This is a genomic window from Cellulomonas sp. P4_H12 (genome assembly GCF_056400905.1).
In genome coordinates this window covers 22,428-34,334 of record NZ_JBFUKJ010000016.1, presented here as the reverse complement: position 1 = coordinate 34,334, position 11,907 = coordinate 22,428, and the positions used below count along the sequence as shown (strand labels likewise).

Annotated in this window: 8 protein-coding genes; 2 read left to right on the top strand and 6 right to left on the bottom strand. The window is 72.1% G+C overall.

What is annotated here, in order from left to right; all coding sequences use genetic code 11:
• Window position 1: 1 nt before the first annotated feature.
• Both AC1DQC_RS10605 and AC1DQC_RS10600 read right to left on the bottom strand, forming a co-directional pair.
• Window positions 2-445 (bottom strand): hypothetical protein, encoded by a 444-nt coding sequence (locus AC1DQC_RS10605; RefSeq protein ID WP_477051204.1) that lies wholly within the window; start codon window positions 443-445, stop codon window positions 2-4.
• Window positions 446-462: 17 nt separating this feature from the next.
• Entirely contained in the window at window positions 463-1,197 is a 735-nt protein-coding gene (locus tag AC1DQC_RS10600) for a dienelactone hydrolase family protein (RefSeq protein WP_477051203.1), read from the bottom strand.
• Between the two features lie 162 nt (window positions 1,198-1,359).
• Here AC1DQC_RS10600 and AC1DQC_RS10595 point away from each other — a divergent pair, with 162 nt between their 5' ends.
• Both AC1DQC_RS10595 and AC1DQC_RS10590 read left to right on the top strand, forming a co-directional pair.
• Window positions 1,360-1,842, top strand: a complete 483-nt coding sequence (locus AC1DQC_RS10595; RefSeq protein WP_477051202.1) for a TlpA family protein disulfide reductase — start codon at window positions 1,360-1,362, stop codon at window positions 1,840-1,842.
• A gap of 52 nt (window positions 1,843-1,894) precedes the next feature.
• On the top strand, window positions 1,895-2,881 hold the full coding sequence (locus AC1DQC_RS10590) for a LacI family DNA-binding transcriptional regulator (RefSeq protein WP_477051201.1): 987 nt from the start codon (window positions 1,895-1,897) through the stop codon (window positions 2,879-2,881).
• Between the two features lie 7 nt (window positions 2,882-2,888).
• Here AC1DQC_RS10590 and AC1DQC_RS10585 read toward each other — a convergent pair whose 3' ends face one another.
• The 4 genes from AC1DQC_RS10585 to AC1DQC_RS10570 all read right to left on the bottom strand — a co-directional run bounded on the left by AC1DQC_RS10585 (window position 2,889) and on the right by AC1DQC_RS10570 (window position 11,129).
• Entirely contained in the window at window positions 2,889-6,254 is a 3,366-nt protein-coding gene (locus tag AC1DQC_RS10585) for a glycosyl hydrolase (protein WP_477051200.1), read from the bottom strand.
• A 290-nt stretch (window positions 6,255-6,544) separates the two neighbouring features.
• Entirely contained in the window at window positions 6,545-8,704 is a 2,160-nt protein-coding gene (locus tag AC1DQC_RS10580; protein ID WP_477051199.1) for a glycosyl hydrolase, read from the bottom strand.
• Window positions 8,701-9,432: an HlyD family secretion protein gene (locus tag AC1DQC_RS10575; RefSeq protein ID WP_477051198.1), complete on the bottom strand. Its 732-nt coding sequence runs from the start codon at window positions 9,430-9,432 to the stop codon at window positions 8,701-8,703. Before AC1DQC_RS10575 ends, AC1DQC_RS10580 begins: the two co-directional genes overlap by 4 nt.
• Complete coding sequence (locus AC1DQC_RS10570; protein WP_477051197.1) at window positions 9,429-11,129, bottom strand: glycosyltransferase family 2 protein; 1,701 nt, start codon at window positions 11,127-11,129, stop codon at window positions 9,429-9,431. The genes AC1DQC_RS10575 and AC1DQC_RS10570 overlap by 4 nt, the downstream gene beginning before the upstream one ends.
• Between the last annotated feature and the right edge of the window lie 778 nt (window positions 11,130-11,907).

The following is an 11,907-nucleotide window of genomic DNA, read 5'->3' as shown; positions in this document are numbered from 1 at the left end:
CTCAGGTCGTCCGCAGCACCAGCAGGAACTGCCCGCCGCCCGGCTCCACAGCCGCCGCGACCCTCAGGTCCGGCGCGAACCTCGAGAGCCGGTCGACCAGCCAGGTCGCCGCCTCGTCGGCGTCCGCCCGGGTGGGGCACCGCGCCACCACCTCGCGGCCGCCCTTGCGGGTCAGGCGCTCCGCGGTCGCCACGATGGGCGCCGGCTCGACGACGAACAGGTCGGGCGACCACGCGACGACGGGCTTCACGGCGCCCTTGCGGGTGTTGCAGGCGCGGTGCGCGAGACGCTCGGAGCCGGGTGCCGGCTTCTTGCCCTTGGGCGTCGCCCCGCCGTCGATGCTCGGGCCCCGGTCCGCGTTGACGGACGCGTCCGGGTCGACCGGCTCGTCGCAGAGCCAGCATCGCCATCCGTCGCGCTCGCCGACCTCGTCCAGGGTGCTCATGGGGCGGAGCCTACGGGTCAGCCGGTCCCGAGCTTCTCGTCGAAGAAGTCGAGCACGCGGGTCACGGCCGTCTCGTCGCGGTGCTCGGTGAGGGTGGCGTGCCGAGAGCCGGGCAGCTCGACGGTGAGGAAGTTGTCCCCCAGGGCGCGGCGAAGCGTCTCGAACCGGGTGCCGACGGCGGGGTCGCCGACGTAGCGGACGCCGAGCACCTGGCAGCCGGCGTCGACCTTGGCGCGCACGGCGGCGACGTCCTCCGGACCGAGGCCCGGGTCGGCGGACCGACGGCGGCCGACGGCGAACGGGGTCGACGGCTGGGCCAGCACGGGCGCGGCGATCGGCGCGTCAGCCAGCATGGCGAGCGCGAACCCGCCGGTGAAGCACATCCCCACCGCGCCGACGCCTGGGCCGCCGAGCTCGGCGTGCAGCTCGCGCGCCAGTGACCGGAGCCACCCGGCGACAGGACTGGTCCGGTGGAGGGCGAGCGCATGGAACTCCCGGCTCACGCAGACGCCGGCGAGCGACGCCGCAGTCGCGCGAGGCGTCTTCGGGGCACCCGGCACGCCGAAGAGCACCGGCATCACGACGGTGTGGCCGCGCTCGACGATCTCCTCCGCGAAGCGGATGCACGGGGGCGTGAGTCCGGGCAGCTCGTGGATCATCACGACGCCCGGGCCGTGCCCTCGGCGGTAGACCGGGTGGGTGACGCCGTCGGCGGTGTGCTCACCGACGACCCAGCCGTCGAGAAGGCTCATCGGCGAGCTCCGTTCCTGGGGTCGGTCCACGGTCCCACGGCGCGTCCCTGCGTGCCCGACGGCCGTGGGTCTCGCACCCCGAGACCGGCAGGACCGAATGTTGACGCCGCCGCGGTGCCGGTGTTGCGTGATCCCGACCGTCCGACAGAGAGCGAGCCGACCGTGGGCCTCACGACCGTGCTGGTCGGCGCCGGGTCCGGCGTCGGCGGCCGCGCCGCGCTCGTGATCGTCCTGCTCGCCGTGACGACCGTCGCCTGGCTGCTCGTCCGCCGGCACACGCAGCGCTTCCGGCCGGTGCACGTCGGCGCCGGTCCGGACGAGCCGCGCCTGACGGATGCGGACCTCGGCGTCGCGCTCGGCAGCCGGGCGACCTTGGTCCAGTTCTCCGCGCGCACCTGCGCGACCTGCCCGCAGGTGCGGCGCGTGCTCGGCGCGCTCGCCGCGGGCGAGCCCGGCGTCGTCCACGTCGACGTCGCGTCCGAGGAGCACCTCGACCTGGTCCGCCGGCTCTCGGTCTTCCGCACGCCGACCGTGCTGCTGCTCGACGCGAGTGGGCGGGTCCGTTCGCGGGCGTCCGGTCCGCTCACGGCCGACCACGCGCGGGCCGCGCTCCAGAAGCTCACCCCGCCTCTTGCGAGCCGCTGACCTCGCCGCCACTAGGGTGTCGAGGATCACCGGATCCGCGAGGAGGGGAACCGTGCCGCGGTTGACGAGTGCCGACGTGGCCCGCGAGAGCGGCGTCTCGCGCACCACCGTCAGCTACGTCCTCAACGGCAAGGTCGGCGTCGCGATCCCCGAGGCCACGCGCCAACGCGTCCGGGACGCGGCTGAGCGGCTGGGCTACACCCCGTCGGCCGCCGCACGGGCGCTGCGCTCCGGCAAGAGCGACCTCGTGCTCTGCGTCCTGCCCAACTGGACCATCGGCCCGGTCATCGACACGCTCCTCGACCACCTCACCTCGGAGCTGGCCGACCGCGGGCTGTCCGTCCTCGTGCATCACGACCGCGGTCCGCGCCCGCTCGCCGAGCTGTGGCGAGCGGTCACCCCGCGCGCCGTCCTGGGCCTCGCGCCGTTCGCCGAGGCGGACGAGCGCGCGATGCGGCTGGCCGGGATCAAGGTCGTCGGCAGCGCGCTGGACGTGGACTCGCACCCGGGGACGTTCTCCGCGCCCCAGACCGAGATCGGGCGGCTGCAGGTGGAGCACCTGGCCGAGCGCGGCCACCGCGTCCTCGCCTACGCCGCGCCGAGCGACCCGCGCCTGACGGCGTTCGCGGACCGCAGGCTCGCGGGGGTCTCGCTCGCGTGCGAGCGGCTCGGGCTGCCCGCACCGCGGGTCCAGGCCGTCGACCTCGACACGGCGTCCGCAGCCTCCGCGGTCCGGTCGTGGCGGGCGGCACCGTCCCCGGTCACCGCCGTCGCGGCGTACAACGACGAGGTGGCCCTGGCCGTCCTGTCCGGGCTGCGCGCCGAGGGGCTGCGCGTGCCCGAGGACGTCGCCGTCATCGGCGTCGACGACATCCCCGCCGCGCGACTCGCCGCCCCGGCGCTGAGCACGGTGTGGCAGGCGATCGACGCGCAGGCCAGCTACCTCGCCGCGGCCGTGCTCGCTGCGCTCGACGAGTCGCTCGAGCCGCCCGCACAGCCGGGCGACGTGTTCCACGTCATTGCCCGCGACTCGACGTAGCGCCCGCCTAGCTGAACGTGAACCAGTTGACGTTGACGTAGTTCGCCGGCTGCCCGGAGTCGAACGTCAGGTACACCGTGTGCGTGCCGATGGTGGGCACGATGTTGCCGGGGACGGTCCGCCACGCCTGCCACCCGCCCGTGCTGCTGATCGCGAAGCTGCCGATCGACGGGCTCGTGAGGCTGTCCAGGCGCACGTTGACCAGGCCACTGATTCCGCCGGCAGCCCCCGAGGCGACGCGCGCGGTGAACGTCGCCCGCGGCGTCGAGCCGAAGCGCACGTCGTCGAACCGCAGGTGGTCGCCGTTCGCGATCCACCCGACGTCCTGACCGCCGTCGACGTCCTGCGTGGTCTCCTTCGCCACGCCGGACATCCCGGAGTACGCCTCGGCCTGGATGCGGGACGTCGCATCGACGCCCGTCACGGTGCCCGATGCCGTGGTCACCGAGACGGCGCTGCTCGCGGCCGACCGGTTGCCCGCCGCGTCGTAGGCCCGGACGCGGAACGCGTAGGCGGTCGAGGCCGCCAGGCCCGTGGCCGTGTAGGTCCGGTCCGTCGTCGAGCCGACGACGCTGCCGTCGCGCAGGACGTCGTACCCCGTGACGCCCACGGCGTCGGTCGAGGCCGACCATGCGAGCGTCGTCGCCGCCGAGGTGGTGCCGGACGCCGCGAGGCCGGTCGGCACGGAGGGTGCCGTCGTGTCGGCGCTCCCGGCCGACGTGGTGACCGTCACCGCGCTGCTGCTGGCCGACCGGTTGCCGGCCGCGTCGAGCGCGCGAACGGTGAACGAGGAGGTGGTCGAGGTCGGCAGGCCCGTCACCGAGTAGGTGGTCCCTGGCACCGTGCCGACGACCGCACCGTCGCGGAGCACCTCGTAGGCCGTGACACCCACGTCGTCGGTCGAGGCCGTCCAGGACAGGACCGTCGAGGTCGACGTCGTGCCGGAGGCCGCCAGCCGCGTGGGCGCCGAGGGCGCCGTCGTGTCGGTCGACGCGGTCGCGTTCGAGCTGGCGACCGACCGCGCGGGGACCGTGAGCCGCACGCCGTCAGAGAACGTCACCGTGAGAGCCGACCCGGTCATGTTCGCGGCCTGGTACGTACGGGTGCCGTGKGCGACGAACGCCGCGGCGAGCGGGTTGTCCGCCGTGACGGACCGGTCGACCGTGCCCAGGCCGGCCAGGTTCTTCAGCCAGTAGAACGTGTGCGCCCTCGACTCGCCCTCCTCGACCGCGTAGCTGTCGGCCTGGGATCGGAACTGCGCGAGCGCCGTCGGGGCGTCGGCGAGCGCCTGGAACTCCCAGAGGATGTCCTTCCACACCGTGGCCGGGCCGCCGTTGTTGCGCTCGAGCTCAGCCAGGTTGCGCCGGACGTAGGCGGGGTCGTAGCCGAGGTAGAGGTGGCCGGCGGTGCTGGGCAGCAGGTTGATGCCCTGGATCATCTCCGGCTCGGCGCTGAACCAGGTCGAGTACGACCCGCCGTCGCCCCACACCATGCCGACCGCGGAGTGTCCGAACGCCGCCGGGAACGCCTCGTCGTCGGTGTCGAACCAGTAGTTCTCGATGGCCGACGCCTGCGTCGTGTACAGGTAGATGCCCAGGTCGCGCACCGTCGTGTTGCCCGTGGCCTGGCCCCACTGGATGAGCCCGCTGGCGAAGTTCATGCCCTCCGACGACGACTCCTGGTTGTTGCCCGCCGCGAAGGCACCGTGCCCTGCGGCCCAGTCGTGGCCCGCGTAGATGTCGAAGTCGCGCAGGAACGGGAAGCGGGTGTCGGTGCGGTCCCAATTGGCGGCGTCCTTGATGACGGTGTCGACCATGCCCCCGTACGCCGAGTCGGCCGCCCACGCCGGGTCGAACTCCGCGACCGTGGCCGCCCCGACGACGAAGTACCCGTAGTGGAAGTGGTGGTCGTTGAGGTCGGTGTCCGAGCCGTACGAGGCCGGATAGCCGATGAGCGTGCCCCACGCGGGGTTGTACCAGAACGAGCGCGACGTCTCCCCGGGCGAGGCCGTGAGCCAGTCGCTCAGGCGCGTCTTCATGGCGCCTACCAGACGGTCCCGCGCTCCTGTGCTCCCGGTCAGCTGGGCGATCTGGGCCACCTGCGCGGCCCGTCCCAGCGCCTTGCCGGTCCAGTAGGTGTCGTCGCCGAAGCCGGCGAACGGGTCGCCCGTCGCCACCTGCTCGACGTACCCGCCCAGCTGCGCGGCGTCGGACGAGCCGGCGGCGAAGCCGGTGTCGGCCAGCTGCGGCAGCACGCCGTGGAACGGCGTCACGGTCTGGAACTGCGAGCTGCCGACCACCACGCGCATCGGGCCGCGGGGGGACACGTAGGAGTAGCCGCTCAACGTGGCGCCGGCCAGGTGGTCACGCTGGTGCGGGTAGAGCGCGTACACCGTGCCGCTACCGGATCCCTGCCGCGCCGTGGTGGTGAACGCGTACGTCGCGGTCATGCTCGCGCTGGCCTCGTCGTAGGACCACGAGACCGTGGTGCCGGTGACGTGGTTGTGCGCGTACGGCGCGTAGGCGGTCAGGGCGGCGAGGCGGTTCGCGTTCGTGCTGGTCGGCGTGGTCGGCAGCACCGCGACCGAGAAGAAGCCCTTGCCGGCGAGCGACGAGCGCAGGGTGCTCCCGGACAGCGTCCACGTCGAGCCCGTCGGCCCGAAGGCCGCGTAGTCGTGCCCGTTGATGGTGTAGCCGACCGCGCCGTCGGCGTTGCTCCAGACCGTGGGCGCGGCCGCGCCGGTGAGGGTCGCGTCGCCCCCGGTCTTCGTCGCGAAGACGAACGGCAGGCCGTGGCCGAACGTGGTCCGCAGGCTGCTGGTGCCGTTGGTCCACAGCTCGCTCACGGTCCAGTCGGAGTAGCCGTCGACCTTGCCGTCCGCGTCGAGGCCCGCGATGCCGAGGCGGAAGTCCTCGGCGTACGGGTAGTGGTACTCCCCCACGCCCGTCGCCGTGCCGGAGATCGTCGCGGTGGTCGGGTAGCTGACCCCGAGCCCGTCGGTGTACGCGTGGTACGCCAGCGGGTGCGCCATGAGGTTCTCGGACACCGAGGCACAGCTGAACTTGCGCCAGAGCAGCGACGTCCACCAGTCGTTGGTCGGCACCGCGCCCGCCGGGAAGTTCGCCGTCACGTGCGCCCGCGGGTCGGTCACCGGCTTGTTGTCGCACTCGGTCGGGACCGCGCCTCCCGTCGGCGTGCCCTCGGCATAGCTGCCCTGCCCGACCGGGACGGCCGCGTCGGCCCGCGTCACCGGCAGGACGAGCACCTGCACGAGGTAGGCCAGCATCGCGGCGACCACGGCCAGGGCGACGATCCGTCGTCGGTCCGGAGCCGGGCGCGAGGCTGTGGCGGAAGTTCGCGGTCGAGCAGACATCGTCGTCTCCTTCTCGCCCGTGTTCTCAGGCGATCGGCGACGGATGCGTCGCCCACGGCCGCCGGGTGCGGCTGCGCCAAGCACCGGGGTGCGCGCAGCCCGGAGGCCTGCGGGATCTCGGTCAGCCACGGTGAGGCGGCCATCTCCCCGTCGAGACGTCCCCTGCAGTGACTCGTGTCACCGGGCTGAGCACCACACTCCGTCCGGGTGAACGCGTTGTCAAGTGGAAGCCGCGCGCACGACGGCGCCCGCCCCGCGGGCTGCGGGGCGGGCGTCGTCGGGAGCGGGCGTCAGCCCGCGGACGGGTGCGCCTGGGCCGACGCGATGAACGCGAGCATGGCGGACCGCGAGCTGCCGTCGTCGATCGACGTGTCCGGCAGGGTCGTCGCCTCGGTCCACGCCGCCGACGCGTCGTCCGCGCCGGCCAGCGCCCGGTACATCAGCAGGTAGTCACCGAACTGCACGCCGTACCCGCCAGGCGTGGCCTCGTCGACCGACGCCCGGATCTGCTCAGGGTCCACGCCGGTGGCGAGGTACGTCTGCACCGGACCCATCGGGATCAGCTGGATGCCGAGGATGGCGTTCGGCTCGGGACTGAACCACGTGGCGTAGTCCCGCTTGCCGCCCCAGTTCAGCGACACCATCGTGTGGTCGAACCCGTCGAACTGCGTCAGGTCCGGCGCCGTCCAGTACGTCCGCGCCGTCGAGGCCTCGGTCGACGCGAGCCAGGTGGCCTCCGTCGAGAGCGCCGTCTGCCCGGAGGCGTCCGCCCACAGGCCCAGCCCGTTCCAGGCGTTGACCGCCTCCGACGACGACTCCTGGTTGTTCCCGTCCGCGAAGGGCGAGGTTCCCGACGCCCACGAGTGACCCGCGTAGGGGTCGAACGACCGCAGCTGCGGCAGCTCGGCGGACGGCTTCGCGGCGGCGATGTCCTGCGCGAGCAGGTTCATCACCGGTGCCAGCTGCTTCGCCAGGGACGGGTCGTCCTTGGCCAGCAGACCGGCCGCCGCGAGCAGGTAGCCGTAGTGAAAATGGTGGTCGTTGAGCTCGTCCGACCCGAAGGACGGCGTCAGCCCGATCGCCGAGCGCGCGGCCTGGTCGTAGACGACGCACCGCGCGTCGCGCTGCGTGCAGCCGTCCGGCTCGGTCCACTCCTTGAGCGCGTCGACCGTCTTCTTCTTCAGGTCCGCGACGACGTCCTGCGCGCCCAGCTGCTCGCCCAGCACCACGAGCGACGCCGCGCGGTTGAGCGCCTTGCCGCCGAAGTACGTGTCCGACGGGAACGCCGGCGTCGACGCGACGTCCTGCTCGAGCGCGTCCACGATGGCCGATTTCTGGTCGGCCGTGATGCCGTCCAGATCGATCGCGCCCGCCGCCGGCAGGGCCGGCGCGTAGGAGGTGAGCTGCGAGCCGGTGCACAGCTCGAGGTCCCCGTAGACGCTGGCGTACGAGCCGAGTCCGCAGTCCGACCGCGTCGGCTGGTCGCCGGTGCGGTGGTGCGGCATGGTCACGTAGGCCGTGGGCGACCCGCCGGCCGTGCGGTAGGTCAGCGTGGTGCGGGCGACCGAGTCGTCCACGCCGTAGCTGACGTCGACACCCGTGACAGGGTCGGCCGCGGCCTTGGCCAGGGCGGTCGCGGCCGCGGGCTTCGCGTCCGGCGGCAGCGCGTACCAGGTCGCCGTACGACCGGCGGCCAAGGTGGTCGAGCCGCCGTCCGTCCCGCCACCGACCAGGCCCCACGTCGAGGTCCCGGCGTCGGCGCTCTGCGCGCCGTCGTCGCCGGCCTCGAAGGAGCCCCCGGCGACCGCGGAGCTCACTGTCATGTCCTTCTCGGCCGTGAGGCTCACGAACGGCGAGCCCTCCGCGAGGACGACATTTCCGAGCGCGGCGCCGGAGGCGTCGAGCAGCTCGATCGTGACGCTCACGGGGTCCGCGGCGCTGATCTGCGCCGAGGCGGCGCCGGCGTCCACGGTCACGGCCGGCACGTGCGGCGCCATGATCGTCTGCGCCGACGTCGTCGGCGTCGGGAGCCCCAGCGTGAAGCCGCTGTCCGTCAGGCCGAACGACAGCGGCTCGGCGAAGACCGGCTGTGCCTGGTCGCCGAACACGAGCCCGCTGTACCAGCGGTTGGTGGGCGGCACGACGCCGTCCTTGAGCCTGACCGGGTCGATCTTGGCGACCGACTTCGCCGGCACCCCGGCGACCAGGGCCGCCGCGTCGACGGTGGGCGTCTGGGCGTCCTTCGGCCCGGTGGTGGGTTCCTCCGGCGCCGAGCCGCGCCCGCCGCCCGCGGTCGTCGCCTCCGAGGTCGACCATGGGGTCGTGATCGCGAGGACCGCGGCGACGGCGACCACGACCGCGACGGCGGCAGCGATCAGCACGCGCCGGCGCCGGCGGTCTCGGGGCGGGGGTCGCACGTCCGTCGTGTGCTCTGTGAGGTGTGCCGTCATCCGAAGATCCCTCCGATGTAGGTCTTGACGGAGTCAGCGGTCCGAGTCACCACGCCGTTGTTGCGCAGGTGCAGCTCGGCCGTCACGGGGGTGCCCGCGGACACCAGCCCGTTCTGCGCGCCGTCCTTGAGGGCGGCGCCCGTGAGGGTCATGACCGCCTGGGCCTGGCCGGCCACCGTCTCCACCTTGACCTTGGAGACGTGGGCCGTGATCGTGCGGTGGTTGGGCAGCTCGACCGTGGCCGTCGCGTTGTCCTCGACGCGGGCGTACTCGTTCGGCGTGAGCGTGTACTCGGCCTGGACGTAGAGGGTGTTCGCGCGCTGGACGGTCGCCAGCTCCGTGGCGGACTGGACGAACGTGCCGCGCTCGGAGCTGATCGCGGTCACGGTGCCGTTGCCGGCCGCCAGGAGAACGAGGCGGCCCTGGTCGTCCACCTGCGTGGCCTCGGTCTCGGGCTTGGCGAACCCGTTCTTGAGGTCGTACTGCAGGCTCGAGGAGTCGATGACGAACAGCGGCTCCCCCTTCGTCACGGTGTCACCGACGTCGACCATCTGGTCGACCACGAGGCCGGCGTACGGCGTGCCCACGTCGTAGGTCCGGGCGAGGATCTGCGCGGAGTCGCTGGCGGCGACGCCCTTCTTCTGGTTGAGCTGGTAGGTGGCCAGTGCGGCCAGGACGAGCACGAGGATGGTGCCCACGAGCAGTCGGAAACGGCTGGCCCAGGTCATGCGACACCTCCGGTGGGTGCGGTCTCGAGACGGGCGTGGCTGGTGCGGCGCACGGCGCGCTCCGCCTTGGCGGTGAGTCGGCCGCGGTGGCCCTCCCGCCAGGCGGTGAGCACGAAGCTGCCGAGGATCAGGGTGTTGGTCGCGTTCCACGCGAGCGCGAGGCTCGGGTAGCCGTTGCCGAGGTCCTTCCAGGCGCCGACCACCGTGGTGATGAGCAGGAACTGGAAGAAGAGGACCTGCGGCATCATGAAGGCGAAGGGCGAGCGGTACGCGCCCTTCTGGCCCGTGACGTGCCACTTCTGGTCCCGGCGGAAGATCGCGTTGATCAGCGCGCGCGTGTAGATGGGAAACGACACCGCGGCCAGCAGGAGGACCTGCCAGCGGAACGAGCCGAGCGTGTAGAACGCGAGCACGATCTGCAGCACGTAGAAGCCTGAGTAGTAGAGCAACCACGTCAGCGGCGTGATCGTGAGGTTCATCGGGGTGAGGTTGAAGTAGATCTGCAGCGGCGGCACGAGGATCAGCAGCAGGGGCGCGATCCCGGTGAGGTAGTGCGTCGCGGTCACCTGGTACTGCAGCCTCTGGTCCATCGTGAGGTTGCGCTTCCGGGAGAACGGGTTGTGCGTGAGCATGATCTCGAAGCCACCGGTCGCCCAGCGCAGCTGCTGCTTCGTGTACGTCTCGACGGTCTCCGGGGTGTCCCCCACGGCCAGCTCGGTCGGGATGTAGACGGTCCGCCAGCCCTTCTCGTGCAGCATCAGGGACGTCCAGACGTCCTCCGACTTGGAGTCGGAGTAGATGCCGCCGATCGACTCGACCGCGGCCCGTCGGTAGATGACGTTGGTCCCCACCGAGAACGCGGCGTTGAACCGGTTCCGGCCCGGCTGGATGAACTTGTAGAACACCGACTGCATGTAGCCGGCGCCCTTCGAGATGACCGAGTTCAGGTTCCCGTACACCTGGGGCGTCTGCACGAAGGCCACGTCGTCGCTGGCGAAGAACGGGACCGTCTCGTGCAGGAACTCCGGCTTGGGCACGAAGTCGGCGTCGAGGATGACGAAGAAGTCGCCCTTGGCCAGCGTCAGGGCGTGGTTGATGTTCCCCGCCTTGGCCCCGTTGCTCGACAGCCGGCGCACGTAGCGCGCACCCACCCGTGCCGCCAGCGCGCGGACCTCGTCCGACCGGCCGTCGTCGAGGATCCAGGTCTCGTGCCGGCCGTGCATGGCGACGGCCGCCATGGCGGTCCGCCGGATGGTGTCGAGGTCCTCCCCGTACGTGGTGATGAAGACGTCGACCGTGATGGGCCACTCGTCGAGGTACATCCGCCAGTCCTGCGGGGACTTCTCGGCGCCCTCGCGGATGATCTCGGCGAGGTCGTACAGCCGGTCCTGCGCGAGGTGGAACGCGAAGCCGCGCGGGTTGTGCCCGCTGGACAGGACGGTCCACATCGCCAGCAGCGCGTGGACCACGAGGATCGTCTCCGCGACGATCACGAGCGTGTACGGCAGCCAGTCGCCCCGGTTCGCGGGGTTCAGCAGGAACGCCGCGTACACGATGACCCCGGCGCACGCCAGGAGGACGAGGAGCATGAGCGAGGGGCTCTGCGCGGCCTCGTTCTCCGCCCGCCTCGTCGGTCTGATCTTGATCTGTTCGGTCTTCCGAGGCTCGATCACGAGCCTGTCGAACGTGGTCGTCATGGCTCTGCCCTCTTCTCGCTGTCGTCCGTTCGGATGGCAGTGGTGGGCGCTGGGCTCGACCCACCTTGTGAGGCAGCGACGTCGGCACCAGGTGCACGAAAGGGCGGCGACGGCGAGGGACCGGCCGGAGCCGGACCTCACGCAGCGTCACCGCCCTCGTGGATGGCTAGGAACGTACGTCGGATCCGCGGCACCGTCCACAGCACACGCTGTCCGACAGGTCACATCACCCACTCGAGGACGAAGCGGGAGCAACCGCCCGCCCGCTCGCTGCTACCCGCTGGACGGACCCCGGCATCGCCGGTGCTGACGTCGACCACGGCGGAGCTCGGCGCCCACCGCCGGACCGACGCGGAGACCGCGTCCCTCGAGCGCGCCGTACGTCGCACGACCTTCTCGCGCCACCGTCGGCGACGACGGCGCCAGCCGCGTCGCTGCTGGTCAGCGGAAGGGGTTCGACTGCTGGCGCGCCCATCCCCTCGGCGCGGCAGCGGACGCGACACCCACCGGGAAGACGCTGGACGCGCGCTGGCGACGGTCCTCGGGTCGTGGCCCGGTCGACGAGCCCCGCCGACTCCCGAGGGTCCCGGCAGACCCACGTGCACGCGTCCGACGGAGGCTCGGGAGCGCCCCGGGGTCGCGTTCCGGCATGCGATCTACTTCACCCGGAGTGTCCACACAACGGACAGCTCGAGCACCGCCGCTCGGGCGTCTCGGGGACGTCGGAACCACGTTCAAAGGGTGTTCCCAGGCAGGGGACCTACCGTGCGCTCACGCA

Bases quoted from the DNA above. Each gene is read 5' to 3' on its own strand.
- AC1DQC_RS10605 (WP_477051204.1), bottom strand. From the start codon at position 445: ATGAGCACCCTGGACGAGGTCGGCGAGCGCGACGGATGGCGATGCTGG.
- AC1DQC_RS10600 (WP_477051203.1), bottom strand. From the start codon at position 1,197: ATGAGCCTTCTCGACGGCTGGGTCGTCGGTGAGCACACCGCCGACGGC.
- AC1DQC_RS10580 (WP_477051199.1), bottom strand. From the start codon at position 8,704: ATGACGGCACACCTCACAGAGCACACGACGGACGTGCGACCCCCGCCC.
- AC1DQC_RS10575 (WP_477051198.1), bottom strand. From the start codon at position 9,432: ATGACCTGGGCCAGCCGTTTCCGACTGCTCGTGGGCACCATCCTCGTG.
- AC1DQC_RS10570 (WP_477051197.1), bottom strand. From the start codon at position 11,129: ATGACGACCACGTTCGACAGGCTCGTGATCGAGCCTCGGAAGACCGAA.